Raw genomic sequence first — 18,036 nt, 5'->3', positions numbered from 1 at the left:
TACCTCTCTCCTATTTCCCGGCAAGGTAGCGGTGTCGGTATTCGAGTGGGGTGCAGCCTTTGATCTGCTTAAACTGGCGGGCAATATTTTTGGTATCGTTGAGGCCGAGGTCCATCGCAATTTCAAACACGGCCTGATCGGTTTCGAGCAGTTTTTTGGAGAATTTTTCGATCCGCAGATTCTGAATGTATTTGTAAATCGGGTAGCCAATCACCTCTTGAAACCGCATTTCGAGCGAGCGCCGGGAGAGTGGCACCTGCTTCACCACCTGATCGACCTGGAGATTTTTGTCGATATTCTGGTGGATGTATTTGAGCGACAAGGCAATGTATTCGTCGTGCGTGGCGTAAATATCCGTTGACTGCCGGGTGATAATCTGCGTGGGCTCTACCACAATATCGTAGGCCTGATCGATGTCTTTGCGGATGAGCCGGTCGAGGAGCCGGGCCGCATCGTAGCCTCCTTTTTCGGCATCCAGCGCAATACTCGACAAGGGCGGGTCAGAGAGTTCGCACAGGGTCTCGTCGTTGTCGACGCCCAGCACGGCCACCTCGTCGGGGATGCGGATACCCGAATGCCGACAAGCCTCGGTGATATGCTGCCCCAGCCGGTCGTCGCAGGCCAACAGGGCAATGGGCTTGGGCAAGGACAGCAGCCATTCGCTGAGCGAACTCGGTTTGTAGTACCAAAGCTCGCTCGACCGCACCTTGTTGTGCTCAAAATACGTGACCTCATGCCCTGCGCGTGCCACTCGTTCCTCAAACCCCTCGGCCCGCTCCCGCGACCAGACAATGTTTTTGAACCCGTAGAATGCAAAATGCCGGAAGCCCTTTTTGAGGAAATAGTCGGCCGCCATAGCCCCTGTTTCGCGGTAGGCACCGGTTATGTTCGGAATTTCGGTGAAGCGTTCCTTAAAGTCCTGGGCAATCACCGGAATACCGGCTTCCACGAGTTTCTCGGCGCAGCCATCGTTGTACAACTGCCCGATGATACCGTCGGCCTCCCAATCGCGGGCCCAGTCGAGAATACCATCGATACCCTGCGTTTCGCGGTGAAAGAGCGGCATCCGGCAAAAAATCCAGGGGCCATGTTCCCGCGAGTACTTGGTGATTCCCTTCAGCAGACTCTTGCTGTAGTCTTCGGCAAAATCGATCAGCAGGATAACCTTGTGCATGACATAAAGAAGTTTGAGACCACCCCCTAACCCCCTCCTGAAAACAGGAAGGGAACAGCAACGATCACCTTGCTATACAAACAAGATGCCTGATAACTCTTTGTTTGTCTAGTAAACTCCCCCTCCTGAAAACATGAGGGGGTTGGGGGGTGGTCAAGCCAATACATAGAAAAACGTAGTACTTCCGATAGCGAATGTCTCTCGGCTCAATATTCGTTTAAAGAAACCAGAGTTACTATACCAATCACGAATTCTACGCCAGCTGATGCACCAGTACCGAGGCTCCCAACAAGGCAATAGACTCGTTTTCAGACTGCACCAGTCGCAACCGCTGTAAGGTGGTGGGGTACGCAAAATCGGCCATACTTTGCAGCATGCCAGCCCGAAAATACGGGTACGCTTTGGCAATAGAGCCGCCGAGCACAATCACTTCGGGGTCGTAGGTGTATAGTACGGCTTTAATGGCCTGCCCGAAATGTCCGCCAAATTCGGCCCACAACGCCAGCGCATCGGGGGCGCCAAGCCGGGCCGACTGACTCACCTCCCAGGCCGACGTACCGTGCATACTCTCGAAAAAGTGGGTTGAGGCATACGACTCAATCGTTTTGTCACGATAGGGCAAAAGGCCAATCTCCCCCGCCCCGCAGTTGTTGCCCGTGTAGAGCTGGTTGTCGATGATGATGCCCGAACCGAGCCCCGTACCGATGGCCAGCCCCACCGCCGAGCGGCACCCCCGCGCCAGCCCAAACTGATGTTCGCCCAGAATAAAGCAGTTGACGTCGTTGTTGACAAATACCGGCCGGTCGAACTCCTCCTCCAGAATATCGCGCAGGGGCACCTCCTGCCACGACGGAATATTAGCCACGTTGTACACAATGCCACGTTCCAGATCAACCACCGACGGCACTCCGATCCCGATGCTACTCACCTCAGGGCTCAGCAACGGTCGAATCATCTCAACCAGTTGACCCAGCGTAGCCGACAGCGAATCTTTTTGCCGGAGCCGCCCACTCACTTTATGCAGCACGGTACCGTTTTCGATCAGGCCCACCCGCACGTTGGTTCCTCCCAGATCAACCCCAATCGTTTTCATTGTCTCATTCCAAGGTTTGGTGTCTGTATGTTAGCGGCTTGTGCCGTTCAGCTCCGGTTAGGGCGGTGTTAGCACCGTAGCCCGGCTGGCGCGACCGGCCGCGTCGAAACTTTTGAGTTTGACCGGGCCACTCACCCGTACCGGCTTCTGGTACAGGGCCGAGGTACTATTCGGCTCCGAACCATCGGTCGTGTACCGAATCTGAAGCCCCGGCAACTCGACATTAGCCTCCAGCAGGCCATTCAGGATGCGGGCTCCCGGCGGAGGCAGTCGGTAGTTGTACCCCCCGTTGAACCGGGCCAGCCGAGGCAGGTCGCGCTGGGCCAGGGTGTTGGCAAACACGTTCCAGCCAGCCGCAATGGCCCGCTCCCGCGCAACGCGGTCGTCGACGGTTTCCCAGGGCCGTTCGGGCGCCCAGGCACTCTCGGCAAAGCCCATCAGCTTGGGCAGCATGTAGTACTCGGCCATATCGCGCCCTTTCACGGTTTCGCTCCAGAGCTGCGCTTCTACCCCCCGGATATTCGGGCGGGCGTCGGGCCGGAGCCGCTCCCGACCGGTAAAATCAAGCGGGTCGCCCATAGCCGTTTTATACGTCGTTTTGAACATGTCGTACGGCGCAAACGTCCAGTTGCTGCGCGTATCTACATAGCCTGCCCAATACAGGCCGGGCTCTTCGGGATCGTTGTTGTAGGCCAGATCGAAGTAAAAATTCGATACGTTACAGAGCACCACCGGATAACCCGCATTGGCCAGCCGGTTACCCAAATCAGGGTCGAACAGGTTGTTCCAGATGTAAGGCACCACCCGGCGGCCCACAAACTCTCGGTTGGGCACGTAGTTGCCGTTAGCAGCTTTGGTGAGGGCGACCTCCTCCCAACCGTGAATTTCGAGTTTGCGCGGTTCGAGCCGTTTCAGCAACGTTCGCACAAAGTAAGCCTGTAGGTTTTTGGGGTCTTTTATGGCCGGATTCTCGCGCAGGAGCTTAGCCGCCACCGGCGACTGTGCCCAGGCCCCTTCGGGTACCTCGTCGCCCCCAATGTGCATTACTTCCATCGGCACCCCCGCCTGTTTGTACATCCGGGTTATCTCGTCCACTACTTTTTCGTAAAACCGGTACGTCGATTCGAGGCCCACACTCACCACATTGTCTTTGTACCCCTGCGCCGACTGATACACCGAGCGGTCGGCGGGGTCGATGAGCCGGTACTGGGCGGCTTCGGCGGGTTTACCTTCGTTCATCAGCCGTTGGTAACGGGCCTCCATCGCCTTGATAGCCGCCCGCGCATGACCGGGGAAATTCAGTTCGGGAATCACCCGGATGTGCCGGGCGTGGGCGTATTTCAGAATCTCCACAAAGTCGGCTTTAGTGTAAAAACCGCTGCCGTATTTGCCTTCTTCGTACGCCTTTGGCCCCGAGCCGTAGGCAGGGTGCAGGGCTGGTGCCTCTTTGCCCGACGTATGCTGGCGTTGCGCACCCACCTGCGTCAGCTCGGGCAAGCCGTCAATTTCGAGCCGCCAGCCTTCGTCTTCGGTGGTGTAAAACAAAAACTGATTGACCTTGTAAAACGCCAGCAGGTCGAGCACGCGCAGAATAGTTTCTTTGGTCTGGAAGTTTCGGCTTACGTCGAGGTGCAGTCCCCGAAATCCGAACCGGGGGGCATCGTCGATCTGGGTAAACGGCAAAGCCACCGGTTCGGCGGGGGTTTTGTAGGCTTCGAGGGGCAACAAGGCCAACAGGCTTTGGGTGCCGTAAAATACCCCGGCGGCATCGCTACCGGTGATGTTTACTCCCCCGGCATCGATCCGGAGTTGGTAAGCCTCCCGGTTTTTGCCCGCCACCTGAACCGGCCCGGTTTTGAGCACAATAGCGGTACTCGTGGGCGGAGTGGTCACGATCTGAAACGTTTTGCCGGTCATCTGCTTCAGCTTTTCGGCCAGCAACGTGGCTTCGCCGGTCAGGCCGGGGTCGGCATAAATCGGCATCGACGCCGATAGGGCCAGTGTACCGGGGCTCGTCGACAGGCGCACCGGGGCCGGAATCACCGGCTGCAACTGACTTGCCGGGAGCAGCGTAGCCGTTTGGTTTTGCCCAAATACTACCTCCGGCGAGTAGGGAGGCTCGCGGTCGGCAGGGCCACGGAGCCGCTGCTCTTTACGGGCAAACGGCCGGATGGTATAGTTGGCGATGGGCACCACCTCCGCTTCGCGGCCGGCATCATCGTACAAGACCAGATACGGCCCAAGGGGGGCATCGGTCACTTTGGTTACGCCTTCGGTGCCTTCGTACCGGATCGTTACCGAAGCACCGGGATCGAGTCGGAAGCCCGCATTGGGCGTAAGTTTGTACCAGTCGCCGTTGATGTGCTGCACCGTGCCCGGTTGCGGGCTACGGGGCTTGAGCATAGGCCGGGGAGCCATATTGAAAAACAAGGCCCAGTTACGGTCGGTGAGCGGGGTATCGCCGGTGTTGGTCAGGTCGAAACGGGCCTCAAAACCGTTGGGCACCGGCGTAAAGTTACTTACCAGCTCCCAGCTCAGATCGACCTGCCCGGCCGACCCGTTTTTCTGGCAACTTACGCCAACCAGCAACCCAATCAGACAGATCAGGGCAGAGTACAGTATGGTGCGCATAAATTTTACGTGTCAGTAGCCTTTATAGTACTCTGTTCCGTACTAAAAATACCATTCGGCCCGTGCGGCTTTTTTATACGTTTATGATTCAACCCACCAACCGACTTATCTCGCTCGATGCCGTTCGGGGCTTCACGATTGCGGCCATGATTATGGTCAACTTTCCGGGCACCGAAGAGCACGTGTATTTTACACTCCGGCACTCCAAATGGAACGGCCTGTCGTTTACCGACCTCATAGCCCCGGTGTTTTTGTTTGTCGTGGGCGTATCTATTGCCCTCGCCTATTCGGGCAAGCGCGACGCGGGCGGGCCGCGAGGGCCGCTGTACCGCAAAATCGTGGTCCGGGCGCTTAAGATTTACGCTGTCGGTATGTTTCTGAACCTCATGCCCGACTTCAACCTGACCGATGCCCGCTGGACCGGCACCCTCCACCGCATTGCCTTTGTGTTTCTGTTCTGTGCCCTGCTGTACCTCAACACCAACTGGAAACAACAGGCGTGGATTGCCGCGCTCACGCTGGTAGCCTACTGGCTTGCGCTCACGCTCATTCCCTCACCCGACCTCGGCCGGGTGGCGCTGGAGCCGGGGCAAAATCTGGTGGCCTGGTTCGACCGGCAGTTTCTGCCCGGCCGGATGTGGCAGGGCACCTGGGACCCTGAGAGTATTCTGAGCACCTTTCCGGCCACGGTCACGGGTATTACGGGCCTGCTCGCCGGGCGGTGGATGCTCAGTGCAGCCAGCCCCACCGAAAAAGTGGCCTATCTGATGACGGCGGGCTTTTTTACCACTGCCGCCGGGTATTTCTGGGGGCTTACGTTTCCGGTCAATGAAGGTCTCTGGACCAGTTCGTTTGTACTCGTCACCTCCGGGTTTGCGGCCATGCTGCTGGGGGCTCTTTACTTTCTGGTCGATGTGTTGGGTTACCGAAACGGCACCGCGCCGGGCATTGTGTTTGGGGCTAACGCTATAGCTGTATACGTTATGGCCGATGTACTGGCGCTGTTTTTCTATCGACTCAAATTTGGCGGTCTCCCCCTCAACGAACTCGCGGTGGGGGAGCTGATTAAACTGGGGTTCCAGCCCGAACTCGCCAGCCTCTTGTACGCCCTGTTCTTCGTGGCGGTCAACTACATCCCGGCTTATTGGCTCTACCAGCGGAAGATTTTCATTAAGCTGTAAATTCCGTTTGTTTGGCCGGACTCAGGCCTGAGTCCGGCCAAACAAACAGCTTCTTAGCCTTTGCCACCCAGCTTGCGGGCTTTGTACTCCTGAAACCGCTTCTGGTATTGCTCGGCCTGTTCGGGCGTAAAGCGTTTCTGATATTCAGCGGGCAAATCGAGCCGTTCGGGGGCTAAAGCTGGAGCCTGATCCACGAGGGTATTTTGCCCTTTGGCATTTTTGGTCAGTACGAACGAGTCGTATTTCTCGCCCGTTACGGTGTACGCCTGATACGTCAGCCGGTCGCCGTCGATGGAGACGGTCTGGTACAGCTGCGTGTTCGATGCGGCCCGATCCATCCAGGTTTGCAAACCAATATCGTACATTTTCGGCCCACTCACCGACACCACATAGATGGGGCCGTCGGGGTGTTTGCGGCTCTTGCCCAGCGGCATATTGATACCCCGGCCGTAGGTATGGTCATGGCCCTGCAATACTAGATCAACGTTGTATTTCTTGTAAATCGGCTCCATCCGGTCGCGCCACTCGTTGTTGTCGCGGCCCTGTTTGGTCGAGTAAATCGGGTGGTGATGCGTCACAATGGTCCACCGATTCGGGTTGTCGGCCAACGTCTTGTTCAGCCACTCGGCCTGAAGGCGCATCACGGCCGAGTCGAGAATGGCGGCCTGCGAATTGAGCGATACAAACCGAACGCCCTGATAATCGAGAAAATAAGCGGTTTCTTCCAGTCCTTTGGGGCCATTTTCGGGGAGTGAAAACGACGGACGCCAGTGCCGCGATACCCGCACCTTGCCCGTTTCGTCCCGGAAATATTCGTGGTTGCCCGGCGCGGGCAGGGCGGGCAGCATCCCGTTTATCCACCCCCCCGCTTCGAACCACTCCCCCCACTGCCAATCAGCGTTGGACGTGGTAATGAGATCTCCGGCATGAATCATCAGACTGGCCGTGGGCAGCGTAGTGTAGGCCCCGCGCACTGCCCGCGACCACAGCGACCGAATGTCGTTCTGGGCATCGCCGAAGTACAGAAACGAAAACGGTGCGGGTTTGTCGGTAGCGGTTTTAAACTGAAACCACTCGCTCCAGAGCTTACCATCGCCCACGCGGTAGCTGTATTTGGTAGCGGGTTTCAGCCCTTTGAACTGCACCGAATGGTACAACACCGTGCGGCCGTCTAGCACCACACGCTCGGTAGTGGCGGCCACCACACTGGCACTCGCCACAAAGTCGCCGGAGGGGTCGGCCTCGGCAATAGCCCCCACGGCCCCGGTCACAGTGGAGTCGGTGCGCCAGTTGACCGATTGGGTCGTAGCGGGGTTGGCCTGCCAGCCGAGAATCAGGCGATCGGGGTATGGCCCCGGCGGGTAGTCTTTGTGTACCTGCGCCACAGCCGTTGTCAGGCTCAGGCCCAAACACAGTAAAAGGGATTTCATAAAGACCAGGGTGAAATAAATGTATAATGAATAGTGCAAAATGAACAATGAATGCCTGATAATCAGCAGGTATTCATTGTTCATTTTGCATTGCTAAGTATCGAGCAAAAGGTAAATAATCAAGCAGTTAACTTATCCAATCGATGCCAATTGAACGCGGATGACGCGGATCGGGCAGATGTACGCCGATTCCCTGTGTCAACCTGCAAAAATTGGCTTAATCCGTGTCATCCGCATGCCAATTCTTTCGTACTGAACAAACCTACAGTACTGAACTCACATTGTACACTCAATCAGGGAACGCCAGAAAACACTCTGTAAAACAGAAAACCGGGGTCGCTATACTGATGGCTGGCAACCGGCCCCAGCAATTTCTCACCTGCTGGCAACGGGGCCTTCGATGGGCGCACTAATTACGCCAAGATACCGGCCCATCCAGTAAGGCAGTAACCAGATGTCGCCCGCGCTGTGCTCCGACACACCGTTGCTACGGGTGCGGTCGAGAGTAAACATGTTGCCGTTGTGCCGCTGAATAGGCCGCTCGTCGGGAGGAAGCACCTCTTTGGTTGTTTGCCGACGGAAATTATCGGGGATCCGCTCAATGTCTTTGCGGTGGCTGTTACGAATGTCCCAGTCTATAAGGTCGAGGGGGTGTTCGCGCAGGTACCAGGCGGCCTCGTTGAGGTCAATCGTTTTGGTGCCGGTGAGGGCCGTAAAAATATTCCAGGCCCCTTCTTTTTCGGGTCGCTCGGCTTCCCAGTGGTCTATGATCGCTTTCTTGAAATGCGTGCGGAGGGTATCATTGAAGGCGTACCGATACAGCCCCCAGTAACCAACAAAATACATCTCATCGTCGGAGTGGTTCCATCCGTCCGACATCAGCTTGCTGTGTTCGTCGGCATTGTCGGGGGCTTTCCCGATATGGCTCATAGGCCGCATCAGGTTCTCGAAGTAGCCGTGTTTGTTCATCAGCTCAAACGCCTTTTGCTTGTATTTCTCTTTTTTGGTGAAATGATAGGCCGTCTGGAGCATGGCCACAATATTCGATGAGTTCAGCTTGCGGTCGCCAACGTTGGTGGGGAAGCCGTTGACGTACGAAGGGTTCCATTTGCCCCACATAGTCGGCTTACCGTCGTAATCGATCAGGTACATGTCGTGGGTGATGATGTGGCTCATGAGCGTGTCGATGAGCGTAATCGCCCGGCTTTTGAGATTGCGGTCGTCTACCAGCTCGGCCATGGCCCCGAAGGCAAAAATATGCCCAATTACCTCATCGCTGCTGGTGGTCGCCTTGAAGTCCCAACCCGGCTGGGGCGAGGGTTGCCAGCGTTCGGGGTCGCTAAGACTGGCAATGTAGCCTTTGCGCTCAAACGAACGGGCCGGAAAACCCGGCACCGGCGTCACAGTGTACAGGCGCTCCATAGCATCGAGCGATTCGCGACAGTTCTGCAGAGCCTCCTTGTCTTTGGTAACGGAATAGCGGAAAATTTCGCCCGCCAGGTACATCGACGTCCACAGGCCATCGTTATCGGAATCGGCCAGGAAACCCGTATCAATATTGCCTTTCTCCATGCCACTCAACGACGCGTTGAACCCGTTACGAATATGCCGCGACCGCACCTGCGCATCGTAAAATTTCGCCTTGTCGTATAAGGTCATCCGTTTGCTCTCCATGCGGGTGAGCCCGGCCGTAGTCAGAATCAGCACCGAGCCAGCCGGCCCGGCCGTAATCTGGGTCACAGCGTTGCCCGGCAACCACCGTTCCCCGTTGTAGTAATCAAACTGCCCGTCGGGCCGGAGCGCAAATGCCCCCTGCGATGTCCCGAACCAGAGCCGCCCGTTTACATCGGCCACGGCCGTAATATCGGTAGCGGGCAATTTTCGACGCACCGCCCCCACGGGCTTGCGCGTGGCCGGGTCGAACTCCAGATACCCGTCTGTGGTACCCAACACCAGTTTTTGCCCCTTGTCGGTAATATCAAACGCCGTAAACGGGCCACCGGTGTACACGGTCGTCAGGGCCGGGTTGCGCAGGGGCAACACCTGCACCGACCGCTCGCCCAGAATCCAGAACTGCCCTGCCGATGGCTGGTACCGAATGGCCACCACCTGATCGTTGGTTAGGCTCCCTTTCCAGCGAATGGTCTTATCCTGCACCAGATGCAGGGCTTTTCCGTCGGACACGAGAAACGTAAAATCGGGTGCCCCCGCAAAGAGCCGGGCACCGGGCAGCTGATGCTCGGCATGGAGCTTACCCGCCCAGGCGTTGCTCAGAACGGCCCGGTCGTCGAGGTACACGAGTTGGCCCTCGTGCATGCCGATGGCGGCCAGTTTCCGGTCTTTCATGGGCCGGTAGCTGCGGTCGGGGCGCACCTGCCCCGGCACCAGAAACTGCCCCCCGGCGGGCCGCGCCAGTCCCGTACCCGACAGCAGCTGCACCACCCCGTTGCGGTCGCAGGCGAGGCCCGTCAGACTCGCATCGGGCTTGTCGGTATAGTATTTTACACTGTACTCCTGGACAAACGGTTTGTCCTGATAAACGGACTGCGCTGAGGCCGGGAGTGCACCCACAAGCAGGGCTCCCCCAAACAACAAAGCCGCGCCGAAAGAATGAAATCGCATAAGCGGAAGGTGTTTTCGGAATGAATGAATAGAAGATGGGCAGCCTGAACATCGGCGGGCCCGCGCCCGGCCAACTGCCTGCCGGAATGTGGCTCCGGCTACGATTTGTGTTGTAATCTATACGCCGACCCACATCAAACAGGCTATTAACAAAAAAGGAAATTTTTATCCTTTACCAACATTCGTTCAACCAATTGATTTCGCTCAAAAAAGCCCTGTCTGAGCATATAAGCCAATTCATATTCTGCGCAAATTGAGGGTATTTTTACGCAAAGTGCGAAAATTCGTCCGATCCAAACCCTCTATATTTGTTTGATCCTAAGCCAGATACACCCAATTTAATTTTGACCTAAACCCTTAAAACAATATAAAATATAGAGCCCGGCAACAGGCCTGTATTATTATTTTGTTAACTATTCCGCTGAACCCTTACCTTTTCTTTCCATGACTGTCGACCTCGCTACCCGAACTCTTATTGGTCATGTTGTTCATGGCGATCAGGCTGCGTTTGCTCAGCTTTACCGCAACTACCGGACACCGGCTCTGAAGTTCTGCCTGCACTTGCTCAAAGACCGCGACGAGGCCGAAAACATGGTGCACGATCTATTTGTGAAGCTGTGGGAACGACGCGCGTCGATCAATCCCGACCTCAACTTCAACTCCTTCCTGTTTACCTGCCTCCGCAACCTGACCTTCGACTATCTGAAGCAAGTGGAGAAAAGTCAGCAGTTTAAACAGCGGTATCTGGAGCGGATGGAAACTTTCCGCGACGAAGACACCGCCGACGAAGAGGCCCGGGTGCAGCGACTGCAAACGGCTATCGATGGGCTCTCGCACCGCCGGAAGGCCATTCTGCTCCTGAGTATCGAAGAAGGAAAATCGTACGGAGAAATAGCCGAGTTGTTACGCATTTCAAAGAATACGGTCAAAAACCAGCTGGTGAAAGCCCGGCAGCTCCTGCGCGAAACCGTCGACGTAGCCATCTCGTAACCCACGTTGGGTAAATATTCAATACATCGGTAGTCTTTTCACAAGGTCGTCCAGTAGTATAGGCAAACTGACTAACGGACGAACAGGATGCAGAAGCCCGACAGCAGCTACCTGATGGAGCAACTGATCCACAATCGGTTGTCGGTAGATGAACTAAATCAATTGTTAGCCGGCCTCCACCACCCCGACGACCTGCAGGCGTATTCGGACGTGCTGGAGACTTTTTTCAAAACCCTCATCGAGCAACAGGGCCCTCCGCCCGCTCCCACCCAAACAACCGGATAAACGCAACGGACCGTTGGCCGCCCACCGCGACCGACCGGGGGCTCTTTGTTGAGCCTATTAGCGCCTTTTAGAGTGGCATTACCGAACCTTTCACAGACAAAGTAAACATGAAATCAATCTTTACGCTTCTCCTCATGCTCAGGCATGCGCTGGCTATCGGTATGGTAGCGGTCGTTTGCTCGGCTCAGGTGCTGGCTGGTAGCCCGGCCCGTACCAAAGCCGCCCGGGTTATCACGGGCACCGTGACCTTAGCCACCAACAATCAGCCCATTGCGGGGGCCAATGTGCTCATTAAGGGCACGCAGATGGGTACCGTGACCGACCAGAAAGGCCAGTACTCGATCACGGTGTCGACCGACAACGCCGTGCTGGTATTCTCGTTTATCGGCCACAAAACGCAGGAAATCCTGGTTGGCAAGCAGTCGGTGATCGACGTAGGGCTGGTGGAAAACAGCGAAGTCCTCAACGAAGTGGTGGTTACGGCTCTCGGTATCAAGCGCGAAGCCCGCTCGCTCGGCTATGCCGTGAGCGAGGTGCAGGGTAAAGACCTCAGCCGGGTGGCGCAGGAGAACATCCTGAACTCGCTTGCCGGTAAGGTGCCGGGCGTACAAATCAGCTCGACAGGCCCCACGGGTTCGTCGGTGAGCATGATTATCCGGGGGGCTAAATCGCTCAACACGGATAACCAGCCCCTGTTTGTGGTGGATGGGGTGCCCATTGCCAACACCCTCAACAACGTGAGTCAGATTGGTAACGACAACCGGGTCGATTACGGCAACGCTATTTCGGACATTAACCCCGAAGACATCGAAAACATTTCGATTCTGAAAGGGCCAAGTGCGGCCGCTCTCTACGGCTCGCGGGCGGGCAATGGTGTGGTGCTGATTACAACCAAGAGCGGTTCAAAATCACAGAAAATGACCGTATCGCTCACCTCAAACACGGTGTTCGATCAGCCGTACCGGTTCCTCAAAACATCGAGCCGGTTTGCCACCGGGATTCTGCCCTTTACGCCTACGGCCAACCCCTACCCCGGCGGTGTTCTGACCATCGACGAAAGCTCGGCCGGGGGCGTTGGCCCCGAACTCGACCGGGGCTACAGCGCCATTCAATGGAACAGCCCGGTGGGTCCCGACGGCAAAAAAATACCGACCCCGCTGGTGTCGCACCCCAACAACGTCCGCGACTTTGTGCAGACGGGCATCACCAGCTCCAACGGCATCTCGATCGCGAACAACTCCGAGAAGGTGACCTACCGGCTGTCGTACGCCAACATGAGCAGCCGGGGCATTATTCCGAACTCCGACCTGTTTAAGAACACGCTGGCCGTGAGCACCGCCCTGCGCGTAAACAACAAGCTGACCTTGAGCACCAACCTCGATTTTAGCCGTAACAACTCCAACAACCGACCAGCGGGCGAGCGCGGCACCAACCCCATGCAGTGGGCCTACGCCGTGGGATCGCACATCGACATCAACGAGCTGCGCGACTACTGGGTACCTGGCCGCGAGGGCTTGCAGCAGCGGTCGCAAAGCCCGGCCAACTACAACAACCCGTATTTTCTGGCCTACGAGGTCAACAACAGCTTTGTGCGCGACCGCCTGTTTGGTAACCTCAAGGCCGAGTGGCAACTCACGCCCGACATTAAACTGATGGCCCGCTACGCACTGGATACCTACAGCGAGCAGCGGCAAACCAAAATTGCCCGGAGCTACACGGGTGAGCCCAACGGTGCCTACGGGGTCATCAACCTCAAACGCTACGAGCGCAACGCCGACTTCCTGGCTACTTACAACAAACGGCTGGGCGACTTGAGCATGGTGATTTCGGCGGGGGGTAACAACCGGTACTCGGAGTCGTCGGACATCAGCACGAGCAGCCTCAACCGGGCCGGGCTGATTATTCCGGGGCTGTTTACGATTCAGAACATCGCGCCCAACAACCTGCAATACAGCAACTACCTGTTCCGCCGGGCTATTTACAGCGTGTACGGCACGGCCAACTTCGGGTACAAAGACATGATCTACCTCGACCTGACCGCCCGCAACGACTGGTCGAGCACGCTGCCGGTCAGCAACCGGTCGTACTTTTACCCCTCGGCCTCGCTCAGTATACTCATCAACGAGATGGTGCCCCTCAAAAACGTGGACCTGTTTAAGGTGCGGGCGGGCGTAGCGCAGGTGGGTAACGATGCCAACCCGTACAGCCTCTACCCCACCCTCGGCGACGCGGGGGCCTGGAACGGCATTACGCGGCTGAACAAGCCGGGGGCGATTCTGCTCCCCGACCTGAAGCCCGAAATTGCGACCTCGTACGAGGTTGGTATTGATTACAACATGTTCCGCAACCGGCTGCGGTTTGCCGGTACGTACTACGTCTCGAACAACCGAAACCAGATTATCCCGACCCAAATTGCGCCATCGTCGGGCTTTACAACCAAAAATATCAACGCTGGTTTGCTCGAAAGCCGGGGTGTTGAACTCTCGCTCGGCGGTACACTCTGGGACAAAGGCGGGCTGCGCTGGGACCTGACCACCAACTATACCCGCAACGTGACGCGGATTAAGGAACTGGCCGACGGATTGCCCTTCTACACCCTCTGGACCGACGCCAAGGGTGGAGCCTGGACCTACGTAGGCGATAAAGTTGGTGATATTTACGATGCCCAAATCGTGACCGTTACCGACGAGAAGTCGCCGTATTTCGGCTACCCCATTCTCGACAACGATGGCTCGTGGCAGGCCCGCAGTGCCAGCACCAGCAAAAACAAAATTGGTAATTTCAACCCCGATTTCATTCTGGGGGCCCAAAGCTCTATTTCGTACAAGGGCTTCAGCCTGAACCTCTCGCTCGACTGGCGGGCCGGGGGTGATTTTGTGTCGCAAACGTACCGGTACATGGAGTCGGATCTGCGCTCGCAGCGGTTCCTCGACAACCTCATCAACCCCAACGGCCGTACGGGCGATGCCCTTCGCAACTGGTTGGTTGAGAACGCCGACGAGTACATCCGCATCAACGGCAACCGCTTCCCGATTGTAGGCGGCCCCACGGCCGATTACGGCGGCTATCCGTTTGAGTTTGGTGGCAAAACGTACCCCTACGGTGTGTTCAACCCCGGTGTCATTGCGCAGTACGACGCCAAGGGTAACATTACGGGCTACATCGAGAACCTGGGTGGCACGGGTACCCGCATCATCCCCTACGGCGACAACTACCCCTGGGACTTCACACGGGCGGCTATGTTCGACGCGTCGTTTGTGAAGCTGCGCGAAGTGTCGCTCGGGTACGACCTGCCCGCCCGCTTCGTGAAGTCGATTGGGTTGCAAAACGCCAATGTTTCGGTGTACAGCCGCAACATCATTCTCTGGACGGCGGCCAAGATCAACATCGACCCCGAAATGGCGTTTCAGCCGCAAGCCGGTACGCAGGCCGGTACCCAGTTTAAGCAGGGTATTGAGCGCTACAACGTAACCCCCTGGGTTATTCCGGTCGGTTTCAAACTGGGTCTCACGTTCTAAATGAATGTACGCTGTACAGTGTACAACGACCAACCCAAAATCACGTACCTCATGAAAACGCAATCGAAAAAAATAATAGCCTGCCTGGGTATTCTGACGACGCTGCTGGTTTCGTGCAAAGACCTCACCGAACTCAACGTCAACCCCAACGGTGTGCAGGCCGGGGCCGTAAACCCCAACCTGATTATGCCCACCGTGCTCACCGAAACGGCCAAACTGTACACCAACTTAGGGTTCCAGGATATTGCCGGGGTGGTGCAGCACACCCAGAAAGATGCCTGGTTTAACGGGCATAACGACTACGACTGGGGGGGCGACCAAAGCTGGACCCCGTACTACGACCAACTCCGCAACAACGAACTCCTGTACAAGCGGGCTGTGGAGCAGAATCTGGAGTTTCAGCAGGGTGTGGCTCTCGTCATGAAGTCGTACCTGTTTGGCCTCATCACCGACCTTTGGGGCGATGCCCCCTACACCAACGCCCTCAAGGGTGAGCAGGGGGGTACGGAGTTTATTGCCCCCAAATACGACGATCAGGGTACGATTTACGCGGGTATTCTGGCCGATCTGGAAAAAGCCAACACCCTGCTCTCGAAACCCAAAAGTGCCTATTCCAGCATTGTCGAGAACGTAGATGTGTACTACGCTGGTGACCCCGCCAAGTGGCAAAAATTCGCCAACTCGCTCCGGCTTCGGTACTTCATGCGGATTTCGGCCAAGCAGCCCGATATAGCCAAGGCGGGTATTGAGAAGATTATGGCTAACCTGGCGCAAAACCCCATTATCGACGATGCCTCGGCCGATGCCACGATGGCGTATGTGGGCAACAACGCCAACGATGCCTGGCCGTCGAACACGGTGTTTGACATCAGCGGCAGCAACTACCGCCGGATTAAAATGGGGGCTACCCTCGTTAAACCCATGCAGGCAACCAACGACCCGCGCCTGGCTATCTGGGCCAAAAAAGTGGAGGTGCCGCTGTCGGTCGATGCTTCCCTACCCGCGGGTACCGATAAAATTGTGAACGGAATCCGGTTGCTCTCGCCCGATAAAGTGGGCAACACTCCAATTGATACTGACCCGAACTACGTGGGCCTGCCCGCGAGCGTTTCGCAGCTTCCGTCGACGTATAATTTCAACCCCACACCCGGCCAAACGTCGGTGAACCCGCACGTATCGTATCTCAACGAGATCTATATGCAGGCCAAGGGCACCTTGCTCAAGGCCCGGCTCATGTCGGCCGCCGAGGTTCGGTTTATTCTGGCCGAAGCCGCCCAGAAAGGGTGGGCTGTGGGCGATGCCAAAACGCATTACGAGGCCGGTGTACGGGCCTCACTCACCGCCTGGGGCCTTGCCAGCAGTTACAATGCGTTTATTGCCCAGAAAGGCGTTGCCTACGATGGCACACTGGCGCAGGTGATGGGTCAGAAATGGATTGCCAGCTGGACGAGCGCCACCGAGTCGTGGTTCGACTACCGCCGGACGGGCCTGCCCGCGCTCAATTCGGGACCGGCAGCCAAGCGCAAAGCCATTCCGCTCCGGTTTTACTACATGCGCGACGAGCTGAACCTCAACAAGGCCAACTCAGCATCGGCCATCGAGAAACTCGAAATGACCACCAATTCCCAGTCAGACGGAAAAAACAGTGCCTGGTCGAAGCCGTGGGTCGTGCAAGGCACCGGCAAGCCCTGGTAAGTAAATCGCCACCCTCTTACCCCCTCCTTAAACTCAGGAGGGGGGATCTCAAAGTCGACCTTATCGTACCCAAGGGCGGCTTTGAGTTCTTTTTTGTCCGATAAGACCTCGTTGCTTTTTGTAGGTCATTATCCATTCTCATCCGTATGCGAACGTGGATTGTCTATTTCATTGCCTGCCTGCTGAGCCTTAACACCGAAGCGCAGGATTTCAAGGCCGGGGCCGCCCGTCGGCTTATCACCCCAGACCCACTGCTACCCGTTTCGGGCGGTATTGGTACCCCCCAACCGGCCACCCGCAAACAGGGCGACCTGTGGGTGCGGGCCGTGGTGTTTGAAAAAAACGGCACCCGCGTTGCCGTAGTGAGCATTGATAACCTGGGCTGGCCCTCGGTACTGGGCAATCGGGCGCGATCGCTGATTGGGGGCATTCCACCCGAAAACATTCTCATTGCGGCTACCCACACCCACAGTGGCCCCGATGCCTACGCGTTTCCAAACGAAAAAGGCCAGTCATTTGCCGACATGCCGTACCTGGACCGGTGTGTGCGTGCCATGGCCGAGGCCGTCAACGAAGCCCGCACCAACCTCCGCCCGGCAACCCTGCGCGTGGCCGTGGGCGAAGCCAAAGGGCAGATTGCCTACAACTACTATGCCCCCGACCTCTACGATCCGCGCTGCGGGGTGATTCAGGCCCTAGCCAGTACCGGCCCCGACGTGGGTAAACCCATTGCAACGCTTGTGAACTACGCCATTCACCCCGAAGTGATTGGATCGGGCCGGGGTATTCTGAGTCCCGACCTCTGCGGCCCGCTGTACGACCGGATCGAGGCTAACGTTGGGGGTGTGGCCCTGTTTGTCAACGGAGCGCAGGGCGGCATGGTCACGGCCGACAACCGGCGGCCCGAGGGCAAAGAAGCCAACACCTGGGAAGAATGCATCCGGATTGGCGAACTTCTGGCCGACGAAGCCCTGCGGATTATCGGGTCGGCCCCGGCGCAACCGAACCCGTCGCTCACCTGTGCCACCCGGTCGGTTACGTTTCCGATTGAGTCGGACGTGATGAAGTACATTGTCAAAAACTCACCCCTGAAGTACCCGGTTTTGCCCGGCGACAAGGTGGCCGCGCAGGTGAATCTGCTCACGATTGGCACGGCGCAGGTGCTCACCATTCCGGGCGAAGCCCTGCCCAATATTGGCTTCTACCTCAAGCGGCAAATGCGCGCTACGGCCCCTATGCTGTTTGGGCTCACCAACGATGCCTTCGGCTATATGCTCACAAAAGTAGATTTCAGGAGCTTCCGGCGTTATGACTACATCAGTCGCACGAGCTTAGGCGAAAACACCGCCGAGATTTTTATGGACGAAGCCCTCAAACTGATTGCCAATGCCCCGGCCGCCGATGCGTACCGGTAAGC

The 18,036-nt window shown here is 57.0% G+C and carries 11 protein-coding genes; 6 read left to right on the top strand and 5 right to left on the bottom strand.

The genetic code is table 11. The annotated features are described in order from the left end of the window. Positions 1–10: 10 nt before the first annotated feature. The 3 genes from RUDLU_RS0120205 to RUDLU_RS0120195 form a co-directional block, all read right to left on the bottom strand. Positions 11–1,174 (bottom strand): AraC family transcriptional regulator, encoded by a 1,164-nt coding sequence (locus tag RUDLU_RS0120205; protein ID WP_019990244.1) that lies wholly within the window; start codon positions 1,172–1,174, stop codon positions 11–13. 253 nt (positions 1,175–1,427) lie between these two features. Next, on the bottom strand, positions 1,428–2,267 hold the full coding sequence (locus tag RUDLU_RS0120200) for an ROK family protein (protein WP_019990243.1): 840 nt from the start codon (positions 2,265–2,267) through the stop codon (positions 1,428–1,430). A gap of 57 nt (positions 2,268–2,324) precedes the next feature. Next, complete coding sequence (locus RUDLU_RS0120195) at positions 2,325–4,898, bottom strand: family 20 glycosylhydrolase (protein ID WP_019990242.1); 2,574 nt, start codon at positions 4,896–4,898, stop codon at positions 2,325–2,327. 83 nt (positions 4,899–4,981) lie between these two features. Between RUDLU_RS0120195 and RUDLU_RS0120190 the strand changes: the two genes are divergently transcribed. After that, positions 4,982–6,079: an acyltransferase family protein gene (locus tag RUDLU_RS0120190; protein WP_019990241.1), complete on the top strand. Its 1,098-nt coding sequence runs from the start codon at positions 4,982–4,984 to the stop codon at positions 6,077–6,079. A 53-nt stretch (positions 6,080–6,132) separates the two neighbouring features. Here the strand turns inward: RUDLU_RS0120190 and RUDLU_RS0120185 are convergent, their stop codons facing one another. After that, a complete protein-coding gene (locus RUDLU_RS0120185) occupies positions 6,133–7,509 on the bottom strand; it encodes a purple acid phosphatase family protein (protein ID WP_044130629.1) in 1,377 nt (458 codons plus the stop codon). Positions 7,510–7,884: 375 nt separating this feature from the next. Then, entirely contained in the window at positions 7,885–10,131 is a 2,247-nt protein-coding gene (locus tag RUDLU_RS0120180; RefSeq protein WP_019990239.1) for a ligand-binding sensor domain-containing protein, read from the bottom strand. 444 nt (positions 10,132–10,575) lie between these two features. Here RUDLU_RS0120180 and RUDLU_RS0120175 point away from each other — a divergent pair, with 444 nt between their 5' ends. The 5 genes from RUDLU_RS0120175 (at position 10,576) to RUDLU_RS0120155 (ending at position 18,034) form a co-directional block, all read left to right on the top strand. Continuing rightward, the gene (locus RUDLU_RS0120175; protein WP_019990238.1) at positions 10,576–11,121 is read left to right on the top strand and encodes an RNA polymerase sigma factor; all 546 of its coding nucleotides are present in this window, start codon (positions 10,576–10,578) and stop codon (positions 11,119–11,121) included. Between the two features lie 87 nt (positions 11,122–11,208). Next, positions 11,209–11,406, top strand: a complete 198-nt coding sequence (locus RUDLU_RS0120170) for a hypothetical protein (RefSeq protein WP_019990237.1) — start codon at positions 11,209–11,211, stop codon at positions 11,404–11,406. 107 nt (positions 11,407–11,513) lie between these two features. After that, complete coding sequence (locus tag RUDLU_RS0120165) at positions 11,514–14,924, top strand: SusC/RagA family TonB-linked outer membrane protein (RefSeq protein ID WP_157580303.1); 3,411 nt, start codon at positions 11,514–11,516, stop codon at positions 14,922–14,924. Positions 14,925–14,975: 51 nt separating this feature from the next. Beyond that, positions 14,976–16,619, top strand: coding sequence for a SusD/RagB family nutrient-binding outer membrane lipoprotein (locus RUDLU_RS0120160; protein WP_027303236.1), 1,644 nt, complete (start codon positions 14,976–14,978; stop codon positions 16,617–16,619). A 146-nt stretch (positions 16,620–16,765) separates the two neighbouring features. Continuing rightward, positions 16,766–18,034 (top strand): hypothetical protein, encoded by a 1,269-nt coding sequence (locus RUDLU_RS0120155; RefSeq protein WP_019990234.1) that lies wholly within the window; start codon positions 16,766–16,768, stop codon positions 18,032–18,034. The last annotated feature ends 2 nt before the right edge of the window (positions 18,035–18,036 follow it).

It is taken from the genome of Rudanella lutea DSM 19387 (assembly GCF_000383955.1).
In the GTDB taxonomy this organism is placed as follows: Bacteria; Bacteroidota; Bacteroidia; order Cytophagales; family Spirosomataceae; genus Rudanella; species Rudanella lutea.
The sequence above is the reverse complement of the archived record's forward strand: the minus strand, read 5'-3'. Positions and strand labels throughout refer to the sequence as shown.

Coding starts and splice junctions, on each gene's coding strand:
- RUDLU_RS0120205 (WP_019990244.1), bottom strand. CDS start 1,174: ATGCACAAGGTTATCCTGCTGATCGATTTTGCCGAAGACTACAGCAAG.
- RUDLU_RS0120200 (WP_019990243.1), bottom strand. CDS start 2,267: ATGAAAACGATTGGGGTTGATCTGGGAGGAACCAACGTGCGGGTGGGC.
- RUDLU_RS0120195 (WP_019990242.1), bottom strand. CDS start 4,898: ATGCGCACCATACTGTACTCTGCCCTGATCTGTCTGATTGGGTTGCTG.
- RUDLU_RS0120190 (WP_019990241.1), top strand. CDS start 4,982: ATGATTCAACCCACCAACCGACTTATCTCGCTCGATGCCGTTCGGGGC.
- RUDLU_RS0120185 (WP_044130629.1), bottom strand. CDS start 7,509: ATGAAATCCCTTTTACTGTGTTTGGGCCTGAGCCTGACAACGGCTGTG.
- RUDLU_RS0120180 (WP_019990239.1), bottom strand. CDS start 10,131: ATGCGATTTCATTCTTTCGGCGCGGCTTTGTTGTTTGGGGGAGCCCTG.
- RUDLU_RS0120175 (WP_019990238.1), top strand. CDS start 10,576: ATGACTGTCGACCTCGCTACCCGAACTCTTATTGGTCATGTTGTTCAT.
- RUDLU_RS0120170 (WP_019990237.1), top strand. CDS start 11,209: ATGCAGAAGCCCGACAGCAGCTACCTGATGGAGCAACTGATCCACAAT.
- RUDLU_RS0120165 (WP_157580303.1), top strand. CDS start 11,514: ATGAAATCAATCTTTACGCTTCTCCTCATGCTCAGGCATGCGCTGGCT.
- RUDLU_RS0120160 (WP_027303236.1), top strand. CDS start 14,976: ATGAAAACGCAATCGAAAAAAATAATAGCCTGCCTGGGTATTCTGACG.
- RUDLU_RS0120155 (WP_019990234.1), top strand. CDS start 16,766: ATGCGAACGTGGATTGTCTATTTCATTGCCTGCCTGCTGAGCCTTAAC.